Source organism: Egibacter rhizosphaerae (assembly GCF_004322855.1).
Lineage (GTDB): Bacteria > Actinomycetota > Nitriliruptoria > Euzebyales > Egibacteraceae > Egibacter > Egibacter rhizosphaerae.
The window spans coordinates 4391358-4412190 of record NZ_CP036402.1; the positions used below are offsets into that span (position 1 = coordinate 4391358).

The window sequence follows — 20833 nt, forward strand, 5'->3', positions numbered from 1 at the left end:
CTCCGGGTAAGGATGGCAGCCTGGCTCGCCGCCCCGCAAACGAGTCCGCTCGCTCCATCAGTGTGGGGGCCGCGGTGTCCGTCCGACGCACGTTTCATGCCCGTCCGAGCAGTTCGGCCACGTCGGGGATGACCGCGCGAGTCGCCACCGCGCAGCGTCGGGCGGTGTTGTCGAGCGTCGAGAAGTCGAGGGTGCGGACGGCCGTGTCGATCCGCGGGCGGATCACGAGGTCCGCTGCGAGCAGCCGCTCCTCGGCGAAGGCTCGACTGCCGATCTCCACGCCTCGGACGAGTCCCCGAAGCCAGCTGTCGAGCTCCATGTCCTCGAGCGGCCGGTCGGGGTAGACGGCCACGACGACGTCGGCGCCGAGCTCGCGGGCCACGTCGATGGGGGCGGGATCCGAGAAGGTCCCGTCGAACAGAAGGCCGCCGTCGGCGGCGATGGGATCGCTCACCCCCGGGAGTGCGGAGGCCGCCAGGGTCGCCGTCGTGAGGTCCCCGCTGCGGATGACGCGGCGCTCGGCGGCCAGCAGGTCCGTGGCGGTCAGCGCGAGTGGCAGCCGCGTCGCCTCCACCGTCGTCGAGCCGAGCAGCTCGGTGAGCGTGCTGCGCGCGAACGTCTCGTAGCCCTGCCGACCCCACGTCCACACGCTCGGCGCGAGTTGGCGGGCGCTCCGGAGCACGCCCCGCAGCCGCGCGAAGGGATCGGCCTGCGGGTCGGTCGGCGCCAGGGTGGGCAGTCGGGACCGGTCCGTCGCCTGCAGTGCCGCTTCCCAGTCCACCCGCGCGGCGAAGATCGACGCGACGACCGCGCCGGTGGAGACACCGACGACGACATCGGGGCGCAGCCCCGCCCGCTCGAGCGTTCCGAGCGTGCCGGCCTGCCCGAGTCCCCGCACCCCGGCCCCGGTCAGCACCACGCCGAGCCGCCGCCCGGCGGGGTTCGACGACTGGCTCATGGCTCGCACGGAGCGCGGTCGGAATTCATCCCCGCATAGTGGCGTCCGTCGGCGGGTCGAGCCACCGGATCGCCCGGACTAGACTCGTCGGCGACGCCCGTGACGCGTCGAGCCTTCCGCGCGCGGAGCCCGTGCCGGCCGCCAACCAACCGGAGCCGTGGTGTCCCCGAATCGCCGCCCAGGCCCCCGTCCCCTCGCCGGTCATCGGTGCCGTCGGGCCAGTCGTCGAGACGGATCGTGGGGTGCTCGATGACCGCGATCGCGAGCGACGCACCCCCAATAGGGGGCCGGGAGCTGGCGCGGGCGTACCTCGCGCTCACCAAGCCGCGGATCATCGAGCTGCTGCTCGTCACGACGGTGCCCGCGATGCTCGTCGCCGAGCGCGGGTGGCCGGGCACCGGGCTGGTGCTGGCCACGCTGGTCGGTGGGGCGCTCGCGGCGGGCAGCGCGAACACCTTCAACTGCTACGTGGATCGCGACATCGACCGGCGGATGCCGCGCACCGCCGAGCGTCCGACGGCCACGGCGCGGATCACGCCGAACCAAGCCCTGCGCTTCGGCATCCTGCTCGGACTGGCCTCCGTGGCCTGGTTCGTGGCGACCGTTCACCTGCTCGCGGCCACCCTCGCCCTGGGCGCGATCCTCTTCTACGTGTTCGTCTACACGATCGCGCTGAAGCGTCGCACGGCGCAGAACATCGTCATCGGCGGCGCGGCCGGGTGCATGCCGGTGCTCATCGGCTGGTCGGCGGTCACCGGGTCGGTCGAGCTGCCCGCCCTGGTGATGTTCGCCATCGTGTTCTACTGGACGCCGCCGCACTTCTGGGCCCTGGCCCTGCGCCACCGCGAGGAGTACGCGGCGGCCGGGGTCCCGATGCTCCCGGTGGTCGCGTCGAGTCGTGAGACCACGCGTCAGATCCTGCTCTACACGGTGATGACCGTGTGCGTCACGCTCATGTTCGGTGCGGCCGCGCAGCTCGGATGGCTCTACATGGGGGCCTCCGTGGTGCTCGGCGGTTGGTTCCTCTGGTCAGCGTGGCGGTTGCATCGGGCGCCCGACCGAGATGGCGCCATGCGCCTGTTCAAGGTCTCGATGCAGTACCTGGCGCTGCTGTTCGTCGTCATGGGCGTGGACGCGGTCGTCATTGTGTGACGCCGTCCGTCTAACCGGCACGGCGGACTCACCGGGGGCCCCGGCGGACCTCGCGCGCCGCGGCCGCCGCGTCCCCTCGCGGATTCGCGAGGAGGTCCACCCAGAGCCACAACTGCTTCGACAGCGGGTAGAACCCGATCGGCAGTCCGATCATGAGCCCGACACCGCCGACGAGGAACAGCATCCAGGGCGGGTCCGGCCACGTGAGCAACAGGCCCCCGATGAAGAAGGCGAAGAAGCCGGCCTGCGCGGCACCGATGTTCACGATCATGGCGCCGACCCAGTACCCCTCCTCACGCTCGAAGGGCATCGCGCAGGTCGGGCAGCGATCCCGAAGCTCGAACCAGCCCGAGAACACGCCGCCGCCCCCGCAGACCAGGCATCGGCGCCGCAACGCGCGGGCGAGCATCCGCATCGGTCCGGCGGGCAGCGGCGCTCGCGGATCCGACCGGGGCGATCTCCCGGGATCGTTCGCGCCGCTCGATGAGGAAGCCATGCGGACTCGGTTCCTGTGGCTCACGTCGGGCGCCCGTCCGCGGCCGGTGGGCGGCCGTGGATGCGGGGACGTGGGTCGCGCGGGGGCGGGACCGTCGGCCCGTTCCGCGGCGGGATCGGTGGGATACTTGTCTCCAGGTTGGCGCTTGGCAACGCCTCCCGCCGAGGCCACCACGACCGAACGAGAGGAGCCGGCCATGCGCGTGCGCGAGTGGATGAGTCCCGACCCGGTGGCGGTCTCCCCGACGACCCCCATCGGTGAGGCCCGTCGGCTCATGCGGTACTACGGCGTTCGCCACCTACCGGTGGTCGCCGAGGACGGGCTGATCGGGATCGTCAGCGACCGGGACGTGCGCATCGACGATCGGGCCCTCGACGAGGTGGCGGCGCTGGAGCGGCTCGGCGAAGCGAAGGGCGAGGACACCGGGGTCGAGGCCGTCATGACCACGCGGGTCCACACGATCGCGCCCAACGAGGGCCTTCAGGCCGCGACCCGGACGATGCTCTCGCACCGGGTCAGCGCGCTGCCCGTGGTCGATGAGGACCGCCACCTGGTCGGGATCGTCACGACGACCGACTGCCTGCTGGGCAACCTCTCGACCGAGGAGCCGCTGGCCAGCGAGGGCTGACCCGCGCGGGCGTCGCGCCGCGGTCGCCTAGTTCTTGCGGTCGTCGTTCGAGCGACGCTCGGCGAGGTACGCGGCCGCCTCGGCCCGCCGGGAGACCTGGAGCTTCGACAGGATCGTCGAGACGTAGTTCTTCACCGTCTTCTCGGCGAGGTGGATCTGCTCGCCAATCTCGCGGTTCGTGCGGCCCTCGGCGATCATCTCGAGGATGCGGGCTTCGGTGGGGGTGAGGCGAGCCAACCGGGGATCCTCGTTGCCCTGCGGGTTGCGGACCCGATCGAGCACCCGGGCGGTCACCGCCGGGTCGAGCAGCGACTCGCCCTTGCCGACCCGGCGGATGCCGTCGACCAGTTCGGACCCGCGGATCTGCTTCAGGACGAACCCGGCAGCACCGGCCATGATCGAGTCGAAGAGGGCCTGATCGTCCGAGTACGACGTGAGCATGAGCACCGACATCCAGGGGTTCTCGGCGCGGATGTCGCGGCACGCCAGGACCCCGGACCGGTCCGGTAGGCGGACGTCCATCACGATCACGTCCGGCTTGTACGAGCGGGCGCGCAGCACCGACTCGTCCGCGGTGCCGGCCTCGGCCACCACCTCGAGGTCCTCGTGGGCCTCGATCATGGCGCGTAGGCCCTGGCGCACGACCTCGTGATCGTCCACGAGCATCACCTTCGTCACCGCGTCCTCCTCGTGCTGTTCGCGCACGGCGAGCTATGCCGCCGCGTCGGCGAGTTCCAGGGTCAGGGTGACCGTGGCACCGTGCCCCGGGGTGCTGTCGATCGAGAGGGTGCCGCCGATCGAGTCGGCACGCTCGTGCATGTTCTCGACCCCGCGGCCTGCTCGCGGTTCCCGCGGGCTGAAGCCGACTCCATCATCGCGGATCTCGAGCACGAACCGCGAGCCCTCGAATCGCCCTCGGATGTGCACCTCGCCGGCCCGCGCGTGCTTCGTGGCGTTGGTGAGGGCTTCCCGCGCGATCGCGAGCACGTCGGGTACGTACGTTTCCGACAGTCGCGCGTCGAGGTCGCTGGGCAGGTCGAGCTCCGGTCGTGTGAGCGCCTGCACCTCGTGCTCCCGGGCGAGCTCGACGAGGCCGCGGGAGGGCCCGAGATCGCTCGCGTGACCGGGACGCAGGTGGAAGATCGCGCTGCGCAGCTCACGGATGGCATCGTCCAGCGCGTCGACGGTCTCGTCGATGCGCTCGCGGACGCGTTCGGGGTCGGACTCGACGATCGGACGAGCCGCCTCGAGCCGCATCCCGGTGGAGAAGAGGGCTTGGATCACGCTGTCGTGCAGCTCGCGGGCCATGCGCTCGCGCTCGTCGGCGACCGCGACGGATTGCAGCTGGTCGGACAGGAGCGCGTTGTCGATCGCTGCACCGGCCTGGGCCGAGAGGGCCATCAGGAGTTGCTCGTCCTCGTCGTCGAAGCCACCGGGCTTCTCGGTGAGGTAGAGGTTGCCGTAGATGCGGCCACGGGAGCGCACGGGGGCGCCGAGGAAGGTCGTCATCTCGGGGTGGTTCGGCGGGAAGCCGTACGAGCTCGGGTGCTCGCGAATGTCGTCGAGCCGGATGATCCGCGGCTCGCGGATCAGGAGCCCGAGCACGCCCTTGCCAGTGGGGTAGTGACCGATCAGCTCGATGGTCTCGGCGTCGATGCCGACGGTGAGGAAGCGCGAGATGTTGCCGTCCTCACCGAGCACACCGAGGGCGGCGTACTGGGCGCCCGTCACGTCCCGAGCCAACTCGACGATCCGCCCGAGCACCCGCTCGAGCGAGAGCTCCCCAGCCAACGCCGAGGCGGCGTCGGCGATTCCCTTGAGGCGGTCGGGTGTTTCCACGGCGATCGTAGCCTAACGGCCGCGGCGGGCACGCTCCGAACAGCCGGTCGGGGGTGTTCGTCGACTGCCGGAGAGCGCCAGCGGCGCCACTACGCGCGCATCATGCGCCGTCCGGTGATCCTCGACGGCAACACGCGCACGTAGTGGTCGCGATCGCCGGGCGCCCACGGACGCAGCCCGATCGCGCGGACCCGTGCGAGCTCCGAGGGATCGGCGACCTCCTCGGCGGTGCCCTGGACCATGACCGACCATCCGGTCCGCGACGCCATGTCGAGGTCGTCGACCTGAAAGGTGGCCGGCGGGCGGCTGGCGAGGTGGTCGAGACGCTCGCCGAAGTCGATGCGGATCACGACCGCGCCCTCGAAGAACGAGAAGTTGACGGGCAGCACCTCGATGTGCGGTCACGAGCGTGCCGTCTCGGCGATCGCCGCGCCACCTGTGCGTGTCCTTGAAAGGATGCCCGCACCGTGCTCGATTGTCGCGGGCCGAACGGCCCGGCGCGTTCGCCCGCTCGCCCCGGCTTCCCGCGGTGGCGTGGATCGTTTCGATCGGTGCCGGCCCGCGGCGCGTTCCGCGCGCGTTGTGACCGGACTACGGCCGCTCGTCCCACCGGAACAGCGTGCTCGCGGAGGCGATGGCAGCCAGAGCCCATACGGCGAGGATCCCGAGGGCCCCCCATGCGACCGCCCCTTGTGCCGTTGCGCGGAGGACCCCCGCGAGCGCCGCGGTCGGCAGCGTGGCCGAGAATGCGGCGAGCGGCGCGGGGAGGGACGGCGGGGGAATGACCACGCCGCCGAGCAGCAGGAGCGCCAGGAACACGAGGTTGATGAGCGCCAGCGCACGCAAGGCAGGCAGACGCCCGGCTGCGAGCAGCCCCAGGCCCGCGAACGCGCCGGTCCCGACGACCCATCCGCCGACGGCGGCCAGGGCGGCCCCCACCGTCGGCGTGGGGCGCCATCCGAGCGCGACAGCCGCGCCGACGAGGAGCACGACCTGCGCGCCCTGGATGGCGAGGACCGCGAGGGCCTTCGCGGCCAGGAGCTCCGACCGGCGCAGCGGTGTCGTGCCGAGTCGCGCGAGGACTCCGTGGTCACGCTCGAACGCCGTCGAGATGCCGAGCGCGACCATCGCGGAACCCATCGCCGCGATGGCGAGCACGCCGGGGGCGAGCGCGTCGACCCGTGCATCGGGGCCCGGTGCGACGGGCACGACGGGGACGAGCACGAAGAACACGAGCACGGCCGTGGGGATCACCGCGGTCACCAGGGCGTTCTCCCCGTTGCGCGCCAGCAGCCGCAGTTCGAGGGCCGCTTGCGCGCGAACCCGCGCGACGGGGCTCGCAGGGCCCGCAGCAGGGTCCTCCGTACTGGTCACGGTTCGTCCTCGCGCGCGGTCAGCCGCAGGTACACGTCCTCGAGGTCGGGGACGTCGGCGCGTATCCCCGACAGGCGGCACCCCGTGCGGGCGAACCACGCGGCGACCTCCGGGATCCGGTCGGAGGTCGCATCGACGCGCCACCGACCGCCTCCCAGTGCTTCCACCGGCGACCGGAGGTCCGCGGCCAACGCGTCGGCGTCGAGCTCGTCCGGGGTCTCGAGCAGCAGCCCCCTACCTGCCGAGGCCGACAGGCTGGCGGGCGTGTCCCACGCACGCACGACGCCGCGGTCGAGGACCACGACGGTGTCGGCGACCCGTGCCGCCTCGTCCAGCGAGTGCGTGGTCATGAGGATCCCGACGCCGTCCGCGGCGAGCTCCGCCAGCAAGCCCCAGACGTGGCGGCGTCCGTGCGGGTCGATCCCCGACGAGGGCTCGTCGAGCAGGAGTACGCGCGGGCGACCGACGAGCGCGAGCGCGAGCGAGCAGCGCTGCACCTCGCCGCCCGAGAGCGTGCGGATCCGGCGTCGCGCCACCTCGCCGAGCCCGGCGCGGGCGACCAACTCGTCCGGGTCGAGCGGGTCGGCGAAGAACCGAGCGTGGGTGCGGAGCAACTCCCGGGGGGTCGCCTGCCGGTGGCATCCGGGTGTCTGCGGCATCACACCGAGAACCCTCGTCATGCGGTCCCGGTCGGCGGCCGGGTCGAGGCCCAGCACGCGGGCGTTGCCGCCGTCCGGACGCCGCATGCCGGCGATGCACCGGGCGGCGGTCGTCTTGCCGGCGCCGTTCGGGCCGAGCAGCGCGACCACCTCGCCCGGCGCCACCGACAGCGACACGCCGGAAAGGGCCCGGTGCGCGCCGTAGCTGACCTCGAGCCCTTCGACGGCGATGGCGGCGGGGTGCGCGGGCATCGCCGCCGAGGATACGCGCACTCGCACGCTAGGCTGCGGCGCTGCCGGGCCGCACGGCGCCGCGCGGCACACGACCTGGAGGAGGCCCATGACGGGATCGTTCGCCCTCGTCTTCCCGGGGCAGGGCAGTCAGCGGCCGGGCATGGCCGAGGCGTGGCGGGGTGAGGCCGGCTCGGAGCGCTGGACCGAGGCCGGCGATGTCCTCGGCTGGGACGTCGCCCGCCTCGGGTTCGACGCGGATGCCGACGAGCTCCGCGAGCCCGCGTCCTGCCAGATCGCGCTGTTCGTGCACGGCGCGGCCCTGCTGGACGCCTGGCGCGCGGCGGGCGGACCGGAACCGGTCGCGGTCGCCGGGCACTCGCTGGGCGAGTACAACGCGTTACTCACGGCGGACGTGCTCTCGTTCGCCGACGCGCTGCGGCTCGTCGACGTGCGCGCCCGGGCGACACAGGATGCGGCCCGCCGAGCCCCCGGCACGATGGTCGCCTGCCTCGGGTTCGAGGTCGCGACGGTCGAGGAGGCGTGTGCCGAGGCGGGCGCGTACGTCGCGAACGACAACGCCCCGGGACAGATCGTCGCCGCGGGCGGCGAAGAGGCCCTCGCGCGCTTGCGGGAGCGCCTCGCCGAGGCCGACCCGCGGGGCAAGGTCCGCGACGTGGAGGTGGGCGCCGCCTACCACAGCCCGCACGTGGAGGCGGCCGTGCCGGTCCTGCGGGAGGCTCTGGACGCGACGACGTTCCGGGACGCCCACCTGCCGGTGATCGCCAACGTCGACGCCGCCCCGCACACCGCAGCCGGCGATTGGCCCAGCCTGCTCGCCGACCAGGTCCGCCGCCCGGTGCGCTGGCGCGAGACCGTCCCGGCACTCGCGGCCCAGGCCGCGGGTGCGGTCGTGGAGCTGGGGGCCTCGGCGGTGCTCACCGGGCTCGTCAAGCGCACCGATCGGTCCCTGGAGCGGCACGTGGTCACGACCCCGCAGGAGCGCGATGCGGTGTTGCAGGAGGTGGCGGCATGAGCAGCTGGGCGCTCGTGACGGGGGCGTCGAAGGGCATCGGCGCGGCGACCGCCGTGTCACTCGCCGCCGACGGGCACGACGTGCTGGTGCACTACGGCGGCGACGCCGACGGTGCCGCCAGGACGGTCGAAGCCTGCGAGGCGCAGGGAGCCGAGGCCCGGGCCGTCGGGTGCGATCTGTCGAGCGAGACGGCGCCGCTGACCGACGCGATGGAGGAGGTGGGTGGCGTCCGCGCGCTGGTCAACAACGCGGGCGTCACCGCCGACGGTCTCGCCCTGTCGATGAAGGACGAGGCCTTCGCCCGCACCTGGGAGGTCAACGTCGATGCGGCGTTCAAGCTCACGCGGGCGGCGCTGAGACGCATGATCCGCGCACGCGACGGGCGCGTCGTGATGGTCTCCAGCGTCGTGGGCTTGCATGGCAACCCCGGCCAGGCGAACTACGCGGCGAGCAAGGCGGCGCTGGTCGGGTTGGCGAAGTCGCTCGCCCGGGAGGTCGGGGGTCGTGGGGTGACCGTCAACGCGGTCGCACCCGGCTTCGTCGAGACCGCCATGACCGAGGAGCTCGACGAGTCCCTGCTCGAGCGCATCCCCGCTGGCCGGCTCGGAACCCCCGACGACGTCGCGGGCGCGGTCGCGTTCCTGTGCTCCTCGCGGGCCGCATACGTCAACGGCACGGTGTTGCAGGTCGACGGGGGTCTCTTCGCCTGATGCCACGCCCCGCGATGCGACATGCGCACCGGCTCGCGGCGGGACGCGTCGTGCGCCGGCTTCGGGCCGAGGTCGAGGGCCTGGAGCGGGTTCCCGACGGCGGTGTGCTCCTCGCGTCCAACCACCTCAGTGCCCTCGACCTGTACCTGCTGTCGGCGGCCTCCCCGCGGCCCGCTCACCTCATCGGCAAGGAGGAGCTCGGTCGGGGCCCCATCGGGCGGTTCCACCGGCTCATGGGCATGGTGCCGATCACGCGAGGATCAGGCGATCACGGCGCGATCGGTGCGGCGATCGACCTGCTCGCCCGGGGCGAGGTGGTCGCCCTCTTCCCCGAGGGCACCCGTTCTCCCGACGGGCGGCTCTACAAGTTCCGTTCGGGGGCGGCCCGGATCGCGGCCGCGGGGCAGGTGCCCGTGGTCCCGGTCACCTTGCTGGGCACCGCCGAGGTGTGGGCCCGGGGACAGCGTCCGCGCCTGCGTCGGCCACCGGCGGGACAGCTGCGGGTCGTCTTCGGCGAGCCGTTGTCCCCGCCGGCGGACCGTCCGCGCGAGCGCCGCGTTTTCACTCGGGAACTGCGGGCGCGGGTCGCGGCGGTGACCGATCAGGAGCCCGCCGATGCCTTCGCGCCCGTGGAGGACGAGGACCAGCGCGACGCCATCGAGACCTGACCACTGGATCCACACCAGTGGCTCCACGCCGGTGCCCGGCCCTATTGCTCCTCGCCGTGTTCCCGCCGCTGCGGGCCGGGAGGGTCGTCGCCGCGGAGCTCGCGCGCGGCATCCTCGAAGTCCTCCTCGGGTCGGCCGGCGGCGACCCACCCCTCGTAGAAGGCCAGGAAGTCGTCCAGTCCGTCGGTGCCCGCGAGTGGCACGTCGTTGATGTCGCCGAACGCGAGCGTCAGCAGACGGCGGCGGGCCAGCGCGGCGTCGAGGGGGTTGCTGACCCCGCGACTGGCCATCTCGAGGACCTCCTCCTGCTCGAACTGGTCCTCCTCGGCCTCGACCGCCCAGTGGTGCTGGCACTCGCCGTAGGCGCAGGCGAGCCACGTGTCGGCTTCCGATCGCAGCAGGAACCACGCCGCCGCGCGCATCAGCGGGCTCTCGTGCGCGCAGGCGGCCCTGAGGTCGCGGTCGGGCAGCGGCTCGTCCTCGGCCTCGTCCGGTGTGCGCGGCCCCAGGCCCGCGAGTCCGAGCACCTCGATGGCGGTCTGCTCGGCCTCCTCGAGCGCTTCCCCGGTGTAGTGGTCGGCCCTCAGGCGGCTCAGGACGTCCTGCCAGCCGAGGTCCTCGGGCTCCGGCTCGACGGGCAGCGGGGGCTCGGGGACCGGCACCGGGGCCGCCCAGCGGGTGATGTACGCCCACCGCAGCAAGCCACGGGCCTCCAGCACCGGACGCGCGAAGGCGGGCTCGGGCTCGTCCGGGACGGCGGGCAGGACCCAACCGCCCCCGGCCCAGCCGGCCGCGCTCGGTAGGTCCCGCGACCACGGGCGCTGACGGCAGGCGTGCCACGCGGCCTCCGCGCCGGCCGGACCCCAGCCGACCCGGGCGATCACGGTGCGCAGCTCGAGCCACTCGTCCTGCGACTCATGGTCGAGCCGCGTGCCTTGGTGCGGCTCCCAGTCGGTCCCGCGCACCACCTCGACCCAGTCGAGGATCAGCTCCGCGAGCGCCTCCTCGGCCTGCTCGTCGCCCTCGTCCGGAAGTTCTCGCGCGCCGAGGTCGACCGCCCATCCGCGGAACGCCGGTGCCAGCCAGTGTCCGCTGGGCGCGCGCCAGAGCCGTGCGCCCGCGAGCGGATGCGGTGTACACTCCGCGAGCGGCACGTAGCTGCCGGCCAACGGGCTCGGCGGCAGCGGCGCGAGATGCTGGTCGGGCGGCCGCTCGGCTGTCGGGCCGGTGGGGAAGGGGAGCGCGGGCACGGGGATCCTCGACTGACGGGTGCGGGCGATTGGTGTCTGAGCGCGATCTGGGGCAGGGTACGAGGCGACCAGGCGACGCGCGCGGTGTTGGCTCGCGCGATCCTGGACCCCCGGGCGACGCGCGGTGGCTGCTGCGGCCGAGCGTGTCCCCGACGACCGGCCGTCACTCCTCGTGGCGGCCCGAACCCGACCAGTGTGGGAGAGATACGTACATGTCCGCGATCGAGATCCCCCGCGAGCTCATCCCCGCCGACGGGCGCTTCGGCAGCGGCCCGTCCAAGGTGCGCCCCGAGGCGGTGCAGCGCCTCGCCCGCGACGCCGACGACCTGCTCGGCACGAGCCACCGCCAGCCGGCGGTCAAGGGGCAGGTGCGCCGGGTGCGCGAGGGGCTGCGCACCTTCTTCGACCTGCCCGACGACCACGAGGTCGTGCTGGGCGTCGGCGGCGCCACCCTGTTCTGGGACGCCGCGGTCTTCGGCCTGATCCGCGAGCGCAGCGCCCACGCGGTCTTCGGCGAGTTCTCCACGAAGTTCGCCAAGTCCGTCGACGAGGCCCCGCACCTGGCCGACCCGGTCAAGTTCGAGTCGGACTTCGGCACCTTCCCCGAGGTCGAGGCGGTCGAGGGCGTGGACCTCTACGCGCTCACCCACTGCGAGACCTCGACCGGAGTCGCGATGCCGGTCCAGCGACCCGCCGGCAGCGGTGACGCGCTCGTCGCGGTCGACGCTACGAGCGCGGCCGGCGGCCTGCCCGTCGACCCGAGCCAGTACGACGCCTACTACTTCAGCCCCCAGAAGGCGTTCGCGAGCGAGGGAGGGCTGTGGCTCGCTCTGTTGTCGCCCGCGGCGATCGAGCGCATCGGCGAGCTGTCCGGCTCCCGGTACCAGCCGCCGATCCTCGACCTGCAGACCGCCCTCGACAACAGCCGCAAGGACCAGACCTACAACACGCCGAGCGTGTCCACCCTCTACCTGATGGGTGAGCAGCTGGACTGGCTGAACTCGGAGGGCGGCCTCGGCTTCGCGGTCGAGAACTGCGCCGCCAAGGCGAATCACCTGTACGACTGGGCCTCGCGCGCCGACTTCGCGCAGCCCTTCGTGAAGGAGCCCGGGGAGCGGTCGAACGTCGTCGTCACCGTCGATCTCGACGCGCGTGTCGATGCGAACGAGGTCGCCTCGACGCTGCGGGAGAACGGGATCCTCGACACCGAGGCGTACCGCAAGCTCGGGCGCAACCAGCTGCGCTTCGCGGTCTTCCCGGCGGTCGACCACGACGACGTCGTGAAGCTGACCGCGGCGATCGACCACGTCGTCGAGCGCCTCGCCGAGTAGGCCTGGTCCTCGGGGCGCCGGCGCGATCGCATCGTCGAGCGCCGCGCCCCGCCGGACCGGTGCTCTGCAGAGCACGCTCGTCAGCCCCCCGCCCGGCCTGCTGGCGGCCGATCGAGGCCGAGGTCCAGCGTCGGCTCTGAGCCGGGTCCGTGCTCGGAGCCGGGTCGGCGACGGTGATCCTCGGAGCCGGGTGGGTCGGCACCGACCGTCCGCTCGTGTCCCGCCCCGCTCCGGGTGGCGCGGTCGACGCGGAACGTCCCGTCCGGGCGGCGGGTCACCTCCCACCCGTGATGGTGGACGTGCCAGTGGCACTCGAAGCAGAGCGTGACGAGATTGTCGACGCTCGTCGGACCGCGGTCGCGCTGCCGGACGTGGTGGGTCTGGCACAGGGCCAGCCGCGCCCCGCAGCCGACGCAGGCTCGGTCGCGAGCGATGATCGCGTCGCGTTGCCGCACGCTGGGCTCGCGTCGTGCTCGCCCCGCGTCGAGGACCTCCCCATTGCGGGTCGTGACCGCGGCGAACTCGGCGTCGCAGCAGATGAGCCGGGCCGTCTCCGGGGAGATCTCCCCGGCGCCGTCGAGCCAGCTGGGCTCCGCATCGGGCTGGCCGTGCAGCGCCTCGGGCGTCGTGAGTAGCAACACTCGAGCGCTGGCATGGAGCAGCTCGGGCAATTCGCCGGACTCGACGACGCGGCGGGCCAGGGCGATGAGCGCGTCATACTGACGCTGGCTGCGAGACCGTGTGTCCCCACCGCGGGCGCGAACGCTCGGAGGAACGGTCCCCCGCGACCGTTGACCGCCAGCGCCCCGCTCATCGGGGTGGGTGGTCGCGCGGCGATGCTCGTCGGCGCTGCGCGCGCCCTGGCTGCGTGTCCGCTCACCCTCGCCGTGGGCGGCCGGTTCCCCCGGGTCGCGCAGGTCCGGATCGCCCGCAGGTCCGTCGGTCTCCCCAGTCGACTCCTCGTCGCCCTTACGGGTGGGTTCGACGGCGGTCGAGGGACGTGACAGTGCGTCGAGCACGGTCCGCAGGTATGCGATGCCCTGGGGGTCAGCGCGGCCACCGAAGCGAAATGTCCCGTCGCCGTCAGGGCGCTGTGAGACCCAGAGCTCGCGGTTGGCGAAGGCGCGGCGGTCCCGGTCGGCCAGCCGGTTCGGGTCGCGCTGCTGGCGCCAACGCTCGAGTCGGCGGCGCAGGTCGGCGCGATCACCTTGGGTCGCACCCTCGCCGGCCAAGCGGTCCAGCTCCGCGCGGACTCGCTCGCGTTCGCGATCCCGCTCCCGTTCCCGCTCGCGTTCGCGCTCTTCGCGTTCGCCTTCCTCCGCCCCGCCTCGCTCTGGTGTCCGCTCGCTCTCGCTGGACCCGTCCTGGTCGTCCCCGGAATCGGCCCCGCGCCCGTCCGCCTGGGCGTCGTCGCCGTGAGCGTCGGACCCCTCGCGCTCCCGCCCCCCGGATGTTCCTCGGCCGTGATCGTCGTGACCCGACTCACCGCCCGGCTCGGCGTCGTCGCTGCCACCGGCCGTGTCGGGGCCGGCATCCGGCTCCTCGGTGCCCGGGGTCGGGGGCTCGTCGCGGACCTCCCGCCAGGCCTGCGCCGCGACCTGGGCGTGGCCCTCCGAGCACGCTCCCGCTGCCAACTGCGCACGAGTCTGGGGGAGTTCCTCGAGGGTGGTCGCGGTCCGTGTCTCCTTGAGGGCCTCCGGGTGGGTGCGGCCCAGGTGGTCGGTCAACCACCGCACCGTCGATCCCGCACCCGCGGCCAAGTAGGCGCTCTGGTGGTCGATCTCGGCGAGGCGCCGCAACCGCTCGGCGGCCAACTGCCGTTCGAGTCGCACGAGGTCGGTGACGCTCGCGAGCAGCTCCGCGTCGGTGATCGCACCCGACAGCGGATCCCGGGCCAGTTCGGCCACGCCTTCTCGGATCTTGGCGAACGCCCGCGCGGTCGAGCAGCCGTCCGCCCCGTGGTCATCGGAGGCCGATCCGTCCGACTCCCCGGCCTCTCGCTGCCCGGCCCCTGGGCCGGGACCTTCGGCGGGTGGAGCCCACCCTTCAGCCCGCGCGTTCGGCTCCGCGGCCCGCGCAGCGTCGTGGTCGTCCGGGCGCGCACGGTGAGAGCGACGCCGCGCACGCCCGTCGTAGGGGGGCGCCGACTCCGCGAGCAGGGTGGAAGAACTCATGTTCGATACTGTAGCCGTGTCGTGGACCCGTGTCAAGGGTTTTCCACCCAGTATGTGTAATACTATGAACTCGAAGGGTCGTGAGCTGGGCCCGTCGCTGGAGATGGAAATCGGTTCGGCGGGGCCGGGCCCGTGAACCGCCAGGGTCGGGCGTGACGTTGACGAACTTCGCGCGAGGGCGGGTGGTTACTGCGATGCGCGGATGGTCACGGGTGCACACACATTCTCGCCGGCGTTGCCGGTGCAGACTCGGTAGTCGCCTGCCGGGGCGTCGTCCGGAATCGGCAGCGGGTCGGGTCCGGGGCCGACGATGCCGATGTCGTCTATCCCGAACCCTTCCGTGCCGGCTTCGACCACGAGCGGGCCCTCGTCGGTGTGGACGTTGGTGCTGATGTCGTAGGCGTGGTGGTAGTCCCCGTCCGCTGCGCGCTCGAGTACGAGGTGGATGCCGCGCTGGTGTTCCTGCGGGAAGCGCACCTCGACCGTGTCGCCGGGGCGCGCCTCTGCCGGTTCGGCAACGATCTGTTCGGTGTCCATCGCTGCCTCCGGGTCGAGTGGCCCGCGCTCATCGACATCGGCCTCGTCGGGCGCGCAGGCGGCTACCAGCACCATCGCGGTCACGGCTACCGTGCCCGCGACCACGGCGAGTCTGGCGCGAGGGCAGGGGGCTCGGCGCATCGCCGTGCTCCTGGATAGGTGGTGGCCTGCTCGTTGGACGTCGAGGGTGCACGGCTTGTTCCCTGACGTGCTCCGCCGCCTGGATGGAGTCAGAACGCCAGTCTCTCGGGCGGCAGCTCGGTCATGTCCCATTGGCTAGGATCGCGGGTCATGGGCAAGTCCGAGAACTCGTCCGCGTCCGCCGCGTCCGACCCGTCCGAGCTGCCCCACGCGTCCGATGAGCCGTCGTCGGCCGCGTTCGACCACGAGGCGTTCCGCCGGCACGGACACGCCCTCGTCGACTGGATCGCCGACTACTGGGCCGGGCTCGAGGAGCGACCCGCCCAGCCCGACGTCCGACCGGGCGACGTGCGTGCGGCCCTGCCCGCCACTCCACCCGAGGAGCCCGAACCGTTCGCCCGGGTTCTGGAGGACCTGGACCAGCTCATCGCGCCGGCGCTGACCCACTGGCAGCACCCACGGTTCTTCGGCTACTTCCCCGCGAACGTGTCGGGACCGTCGGTGCTCGGCGACCTCGCGGCGGCAGGGCTGGGCACGCAAGGCATGTCCTGGGCCACCGGTCCCGCGGCGACCGAACTCGAGACCCTGGCCCTGGACTGGCTCGCAGAGTTGCTCGGATTGCCGGATCGCTTCCGCAGCGACGGAGCCGGGGGAGGGGTGATCCAGGACTCCGCCTCGAGCGCGACCCTCGTCGCCCTCCTGGCGGCGCGCGAGCGCGCGACCGGCGGGGCTGCGCGCACGCACGGGATCGACCGGCCCCTCGCGGTCTACGCGACCGAGCACGCGCACAGCTCCGTCACAAAGGCCGCGCGCATCGCCGGGCTCGGGGAGTCGGCGGTGCGCCACGTGGGTTGCGATGACGGCCATCGTCTCGATCCCGTGGCGTTGGGGGAGGCCCTCGCGGCCGACCGGCGGGCAGGCGTCACGCCCTGTGCCGTGATCGCGACCGTGGGGACGACCTCCTCGGGCGCCGTGGATCCCGTCGCCGAGATCGCGGACGTCCTGGCCGGTGAGCCAGCTCCGGTGTGGCTGCACGTCGATGCCGCGTGGGCCGGTGTCGCCGCCGTGGCCCCGGAGCACCGGAACCTCGTCTCCGGCGCCGAGCGCGCGGACAGCTGGTCGACCAACCCCCACAAGTGGCTGCTCACCAACTTCGACTGCGACGCCTTCTGGGTCGCCGACCGGGGTCCGCTGCTCGACGCGCTCGCGATCCTGCCCGAGTACCTGCGCACCGACGCGAACGCCTCGGGCGACGCGATCGACTACCGGGACTGGCAGGTACCCCTGGGCCGCCGGTTCCGCGCCCTGAAGCTCTGGTTCGTGCTGCGCGGCTTCGGCGCGAGTGGGCTGCGCGCCCACATCCGACGCCACGTCGACTGGGCCGCCGAGCTCGCGCAGCGGATCGAGGCCGACCCCCACCTCGAGCTCGCCGCCCCGCGCAGCCTGGCGCTGGTCTGCCTGCGCCATCGGGACGGGGAGGACGCGACGGCCCGAGTGCTGGAGGCCGCGAACGAGGGTGGACGGGCGGTGCTCACCCACACCCGACTCGGCGGCCGTCTGGTCGTGCGCGTCGCGATCGGGTCGGTGCACACCGCTCGCTGGCACGTTCGGGAGCTCGCGGACGAGCTGTCCGCGGCGGCCGAGGCGGCCTCGCGCGCCGACGGGCTCGCCGAGGATCGGTCCCGGTGATGGCTCCCACGGCCGTGGTCTTCGATGTCGGCGGGGTGCTGCTGGACTGGGATCCGCGGCACCTCTACCGCAAGCTCATCCCGGACCGCGACGAGCGGGAGTGGTTCCTCGCCCATGTGTGCAACCCCGAGTGGAACGCGCAGCAGGACCGCGGTCGCCCGTTCGTCGACGCCATCGCCGAGCGCCAAGCGGCCTTTCCCGCCTACCGCGAGCTGATCGCGGCGTACTGGGAGCGCTGGGACGAAATGCTCGGCGGCCCACTGGTCGGGACCGTCGCCGTGCTCGACCAGCTCGAGCGCGCCGGCGTGGCGTGCTACGCCCTGACGAACTTCTCGAACGAGACGTGGCCGCGGGCGTTTCGCCGCTACCCGTGGCTCGGCCGCTTTGCCGGTATCGTCATCTCGGGACGGGAACGCGTCGTCAAGCCCGATGTTCGCATCTACCAACGGCTGATCGCGAGGTACTGGCTCGACCCCGCCGAGACGGTGCTGATCGACGATCGGCCCGAGAACGTGGCAGCGGCCGAGCGTATCGGCTTCCAAGCCCTGCAGTTCGTGTCCCCGATCGGGCTCCGCGAGGACCTCCGCAGCCACGGACTCTCCGTATGAGGTTCCTGGCCGGCGCCCGACATTGATGGCCGCAACCGATGAGAAACGCACGCTCGGCGAGTCGCACCTTGTGCGAGCCCGTGTCCACCGAGGAGGAACGCACATGGCCAGCGTCCAGCTCAACCCCTATCTGATGTTCCAGGATCGCGCCCGCGAGGCGATGGACTTCTACCGTGAGGTCTTCGGCGGTGAACTCACGATGCAGACCTACGCCGAGGGCGGCATGAGCGCTGATCCGTCCAACGACGAGCGGATCATGCACGCCCAGCTCGTTACGCCCCACGGGCTGATCCTGATGGCCTCGGACGTGCCCGACGGGGTGCCCTACGAGCCCGGCTCGGCGATCTCGATCTCGCTGAGCGGCGACGACGGGTCGGCCCTCGGAGGCTTCTACGACGCGCTGGTCGACGGTGGCACGGTCATCCAGCCGCTCACGGAGGCGCCGTGGGGTGACACGTTCGGCGTGTGCGTCGACCGCTTTGGCACGAGTTGGATGGTCAACATCGGCAGCGCCCCGACCTGAGCCTTCCCCGGCCAGGGAGCGGTCTCCGGCCAGGAAGCGATCCCCGGCCAGGAGCCGATCCCGGGGTGCCCCGGAGCCGATCCCGGGGCGCCCCGGAGCCGATCCCTGGCGCCTCACCGAGCGACGCTGCGGCCCTCGATCACGCTGCGGTAGAGCCCGGCGGTCTGGCCCGCGATCGCGGGCCAGCTGAAGTGCTCGAGCACGCGCGCACGGCCGGCCTGGCCCATCATGCGGGCACGTTCGGGGTCGCGGACGAGGTCGTTGCAGGCATCGGCGAGTCGATGCGCGAACGCCTCGGGGTCTGCCGGCGAGCCGAACGGGTCGTCGCCGGGGTGGAAGCCGACCAGGTGGCCCGTCTCGCCCTCGACCACGACCTCGGGGATGCCGCCGACGGAACTCGCGACGACGGCGGCCTCGCAGGCCATGGCTTCGACGTTGACGAGCCCGAAGGGCTCGTAGATCGAGGGGCAGGCGAAGGCGGTGGCGTGGCTGAGCAGCTGCACGATGTCGGGGCGGGGGAGCATCTCGTCGATCCAGAAGACACCGTCCCGTTGCTCGCGCAGGGCGGCGACCGCGTCGCTCACCTCCCGTCCGAGCTCGGGGGTGTCGGGGGCGCCGGCGCAGAGGATGAGCTGCGCCTCGCGGTCGAGGTCCGCGGCCGCGTCGAGCAGGTGGGTGACCCCTTTCTGCCGCGTGATGCGGCCCACGAACACGATCGAGGGGCGATCGGTGTCGATGCCGAAGCGTTCGAGCGCGTCGGTTCGACGGTCGGGCGTGTACACGTCCGGGTCGATCCCGTTGTGGATGACCGTGAGCTTCTCCGGATCGATGTCGGGATAGCAGCGCAGCACGTCGTCGCGCATGCCGGCACTCACGGCGATCACCGCATCCGCGCCCTCGATCCCGGTGCGCTCCGCGAAGGACGAGAGGGCGTAGCCACCGCCGAGCTGTTCGCGCTTCCACGGCCGCAGGGGCTCGAGGCTGTGCGTGGTGACGACGTGCGGGATGTCGTAGACGAGAGCGGCGAGATGCCCGGCGAGGTTCGCGTACCAGGTGTGGGAGTGGGCGACGTCCGCTCCCTCGAGGCCCGCGACGATCGAGAGGTCGGTCGCGAGGTGGCGGAGCGCGGCGAGGTGGGGGGCGTCCCCGGCCAGCGCCTCCCAGGTGCCGTGGGCGCCGGCCACGAGGGGATCGTCCCGCGGTTCGCCGAAGCAGTGCACCTGCACGTTGACGTGGTCGGCGAGGGCACGGGCCAGGTGCTCGACGTGCACGCCCGCGCCCCCGTAGACAGCAGGCGGGTACTCGCGCGTGATGAGGGCCGCGTGCAGCGTCATCGGATCGTGACGACGCTCGGGTCGACGATGGCCTCCTCGGGGATCGGATCGCCCTTGCCGAGCACCACCGTCCCCTGCTCGGAGACGGTGAAGAGTTCGGCGTCCCGCTCGGGGTCGACGCCGATGTGGGCCCCGGGTGGAACGGTGACGTTCTTGTCGAGGATGGCGCCGCGCACGACCGCGTGGCGCCCGATCTCGCAACCGTTGAGGACGACCGAGTCCTCGACCAGCGAGTAGGAGTGGACGCGCGCGCCGGGGGACAGGACCGAGTGTCGCACCGTGCCGCCGGAGATCACCGTGCCCTGCGAGACCATCGAGTCCAGCGCCATCCCGCGCCGCGCGTCCTGATCGAAGACGAACTTCGCGGGGGGCTTCGGCGGGTTCCAGGTGTGGATCGGCCACTGCTCGTTGTACAGGTTGAAGACCGGATGGACGCTGATCAGGTCCATGTGCGCGTCGAAGTACGAATCGAGCGTGCCGACGTCGCGCCAGTAGGCGAAGTCGCGCTCGGTCGAGCCGGGTACGTCGTTCTCGGTGAAGTCGTAGACGTGCGCCTGGCCCGCGTCGACCATCGTCGGAATGATGTCGCCACCGAGGTCGTGCTCGGAGTCCTCGTCGGCGGCGTCGGCGGTGATCGCCTGGATGAGGGCGTTGGTCGTGAAGACGTAGTTGCCCATCGAGGCGAAGACCTGATCGGGTGCGTCGGACAAGGGGGTCGGGTCCGAGGGCTTCTCCCGGAACGCCCGCACCTTGGTGCCCTCCCCGGGCTCGATGATGCCGAACTGGTCGGCATCATCGATCGGCACGCGCGTTCCGGCCACCGTGACGCCGGCACCGGACTCCATGTGGGCGGCGAGCATCTGCCGTGGGTCCATGCGGTAGATGTGGTCGGCGCCGAAGACGACGACGTAGTCCGGTCGCTCGTCGTGGATGAGGTTGAAGTTCTGGAAGATGGCGTCGGCCGAGCCGGCGAACCAGCGGGGTCCCTTGCGCATCTGGGCGGGTACGGGCGCGACGTAGTTGCCGAGCAGCGAGCTCATGCGCCAGGTCTGGGCGATGTGCCGGTCGAGCGAGTGCGACTTGTACTGGGTGAGCACCACGATCTTGAGGAACCCGGCGTTCACGAGGTTCGAGAGCACGAAGTCGATGAGGCGGTAGGTTCCGCCGAAGGGCACGGCTGGCTTCGCCCGGTCCCGGGTGAGGGGGGCGAGGCGCTTGCCCTCGCCCCCGGCCAGCACGATCGACAGCACGTTGGTGGTGTCGGTCCGGATCGACATGGCGCTCCTTGTCGTGCGGACGGAGAGGGCGCTTCTCGTGCAGCGCACTCGGGTCGGTCGCGCGTAACCCTCGGCATCCCCGGCTCGGCCGCAACGTACACCGGGCGGCATCCGGGGTGGAGGGCGAAGGCGGTCGCCTCGAACGAACGGCTCCCCGGATCCCGCGTGGCGCGGTACGGTCCTGCATGGGAAGGGCACGACCCGTCAGCGGCGACGCC

At 72.3% G+C, this 20833-nt stretch carries 21 protein-coding genes; 9 read left to right on the forward strand and 12 right to left on the reverse strand.

Annotation, left to right across the window (positions count from 1 at the left end):
* Positions 1–94 precede the first annotated feature (94 nt).
* Positions 95–958, reverse strand: coding sequence for a patatin-like phospholipase family protein (locus tag ER308_RS20125; protein WP_131156637.1), 864 nt, complete (start codon positions 956–958; stop codon positions 95–97).
* 249 nt (positions 959–1207) lie between these two features.
* On the opposite strand from ER308_RS20125, the gene ER308_RS20130 reads away from it, so the two are divergent.
* On the forward strand, positions 1208–2110 hold the full coding sequence (locus ER308_RS20130) for a heme o synthase (protein ID WP_131156638.1): 903 nt from the start codon (positions 1208–1210) through the stop codon (positions 2108–2110).
* Positions 2111–2138: 28 nt separating this feature from the next.
* Here the strand turns inward: ER308_RS20130 and ER308_RS21880 are convergent, their stop codons facing one another.
* On the reverse strand, positions 2139–2606 hold the full coding sequence (locus ER308_RS21880; protein ID WP_165492277.1) for a DUF983 domain-containing protein: 468 nt from the start codon (positions 2604–2606) through the stop codon (positions 2139–2141).
* A 196-nt stretch (positions 2607–2802) separates the two neighbouring features.
* On the opposite strand from ER308_RS21880, the gene ER308_RS21885 reads away from it, so the two are divergent.
* The gene (locus tag ER308_RS21885) at positions 2803–3234 is read left to right on the forward strand and encodes a CBS domain-containing protein (RefSeq protein ID WP_165492278.1); all 432 of its coding nucleotides are present in this window, start codon (positions 2803–2805) and stop codon (positions 3232–3234) included.
* Between the two features lie 27 nt (positions 3235–3261).
* Here ER308_RS21885 and ER308_RS20140 read toward each other — a convergent pair whose 3' ends face one another.
* From ER308_RS20140 to ER308_RS20160, 5 genes are all read right to left on the reverse strand, one after another.
* Positions 3262–3900, reverse strand: coding sequence for a response regulator transcription factor (locus ER308_RS20140; protein WP_131157137.1), 639 nt, complete (start codon positions 3898–3900; stop codon positions 3262–3264).
* Between the two features lie 45 nt (positions 3901–3945).
* Positions 3946–5073 (reverse strand): GAF domain-containing sensor histidine kinase, encoded by a 1128-nt coding sequence (locus ER308_RS20145; RefSeq protein WP_131156640.1) that lies wholly within the window; start codon positions 5071–5073, stop codon positions 3946–3948.
* Positions 5074–5162: 89 nt separating this feature from the next.
* Complete coding sequence (locus tag ER308_RS20150; RefSeq protein WP_165492279.1) at positions 5163–5462, reverse strand: pyridoxamine 5'-phosphate oxidase family protein; 300 nt, start codon at positions 5460–5462, stop codon at positions 5163–5165.
* Positions 5463–5664: 202 nt separating this feature from the next.
* Positions 5665–6447, reverse strand: coding sequence for an ABC transporter permease (locus tag ER308_RS20155; protein ID WP_131156642.1), 783 nt, complete (start codon positions 6445–6447; stop codon positions 5665–5667).
* A complete protein-coding gene (locus ER308_RS20160; RefSeq protein ID WP_165492280.1) occupies positions 6444–7358 on the reverse strand; it encodes an ABC transporter ATP-binding protein in 915 nt (304 codons plus the stop codon). Before ER308_RS20160 ends, ER308_RS20155 begins: the two co-directional genes overlap by 4 nt.
* 88 nt (positions 7359–7446) lie before the next feature.
* Here ER308_RS20160 and ER308_RS20165 point away from each other — a divergent pair, with 88 nt between their 5' ends.
* The 3 genes from ER308_RS20165 to ER308_RS20175 are packed head-to-tail and all read left to right on the forward strand — an operon-like array spanning position 7447 to position 9751.
* On the forward strand, positions 7447–8373 hold the full coding sequence (locus ER308_RS20165; RefSeq protein WP_165492281.1) for an ACP S-malonyltransferase: 927 nt from the start codon (positions 7447–7449) through the stop codon (positions 8371–8373).
* On the forward strand, positions 8370–9083 hold the full coding sequence (gene fabG, locus ER308_RS20170) for a 3-oxoacyl-ACP reductase FabG (RefSeq protein ID WP_131156645.1): 714 nt from the start codon (positions 8370–8372) through the stop codon (positions 9081–9083). Before ER308_RS20165 ends, fabG begins: the two co-directional genes overlap by 4 nt.
* A gap of 14 nt (positions 9084–9097) precedes the next feature.
* The gene (locus ER308_RS20175; protein ID WP_205745765.1) at positions 9098–9751 is read left to right on the forward strand and encodes a lysophospholipid acyltransferase family protein; all 654 of its coding nucleotides are present in this window, start codon (positions 9098–9100) and stop codon (positions 9749–9751) included.
* A gap of 41 nt (positions 9752–9792) precedes the next feature.
* On the opposite strand, the gene ER308_RS20180 is transcribed toward ER308_RS20175, so the two are convergent.
* Positions 9793–11001 (reverse strand): hypothetical protein, encoded by a 1209-nt coding sequence (locus tag ER308_RS20180; protein ID WP_131156647.1) that lies wholly within the window; start codon positions 10999–11001, stop codon positions 9793–9795.
* A gap of 212 nt (positions 11002–11213) precedes the next feature.
* Between ER308_RS20180 and serC the strand changes: the two genes are divergently transcribed.
* Positions 11214–12332 carry a phosphoserine transaminase gene (serC, locus tag ER308_RS20185; protein ID WP_131156648.1) on the forward strand — a complete coding sequence of 373 codons (1119 nt, stop codon included), beginning with the start codon at positions 11214–11216 and terminating at the stop codon, positions 12330–12332.
* 80 nt (positions 12333–12412) lie between these two features.
* On the opposite strand, the gene ER308_RS20190 is transcribed toward serC, so the two are convergent.
* Together ER308_RS20190 and ER308_RS20195 are read right to left on the reverse strand one after the other, a co-directional pair.
* Complete coding sequence (locus ER308_RS20190) at positions 12413–14506, reverse strand: DUF222 domain-containing protein (RefSeq protein WP_131156649.1); 2094 nt, start codon at positions 14504–14506, stop codon at positions 12413–12415.
* 186 nt (positions 14507–14692) lie between these two features.
* Positions 14693–15184 (reverse strand): hypothetical protein, encoded by a 492-nt coding sequence (locus ER308_RS20195; protein ID WP_131156650.1) that lies wholly within the window; start codon positions 15182–15184, stop codon positions 14693–14695.
* A gap of 150 nt (positions 15185–15334) precedes the next feature.
* On the opposite strand from ER308_RS20195, the gene ER308_RS20200 reads away from it, so the two are divergent.
* The 3 genes from ER308_RS20200 (at position 15335) to ER308_RS20210 (ending at position 18004) form a co-directional block, all read left to right on the forward strand.
* A complete protein-coding gene (locus ER308_RS20200) occupies positions 15335–16873 on the forward strand; it encodes a pyridoxal-dependent decarboxylase (protein WP_131156651.1) in 1539 nt (512 codons plus the stop codon).
* Complete coding sequence (locus tag ER308_RS20205) at positions 16873–17481, forward strand: HAD family hydrolase (protein WP_131156652.1); 609 nt, start codon at positions 16873–16875, stop codon at positions 17479–17481. Before ER308_RS20200 ends, ER308_RS20205 begins: the two co-directional genes overlap by 1 nt.
* A gap of 103 nt (positions 17482–17584) precedes the next feature.
* A complete protein-coding gene (locus ER308_RS20210; protein WP_131156653.1) occupies positions 17585–18004 on the forward strand; it encodes a VOC family protein in 420 nt (139 codons plus the stop codon).
* A gap of 113 nt (positions 18005–18117) precedes the next feature.
* Here the strand turns inward: ER308_RS20210 and glgA are convergent, their stop codons facing one another.
* Both glgA and glgC read right to left on the reverse strand, forming a co-directional pair.
* Positions 18118–19332, reverse strand: a complete 1215-nt coding sequence (gene glgA / locus ER308_RS20215; protein WP_205746051.1) for a glycogen synthase — start codon at positions 19330–19332, stop codon at positions 18118–18120.
* Positions 19333–19334: 2 nt separating this feature from the next.
* Positions 19335–20615 carry a glucose-1-phosphate adenylyltransferase gene (gene glgC, locus ER308_RS20220; RefSeq protein WP_131156655.1) on the reverse strand — a complete coding sequence of 427 codons (1281 nt, stop codon included), beginning with the start codon at positions 20613–20615 and terminating at the stop codon, positions 19335–19337.
* Between the last annotated feature and the right edge of the window lie 218 nt (positions 20616–20833).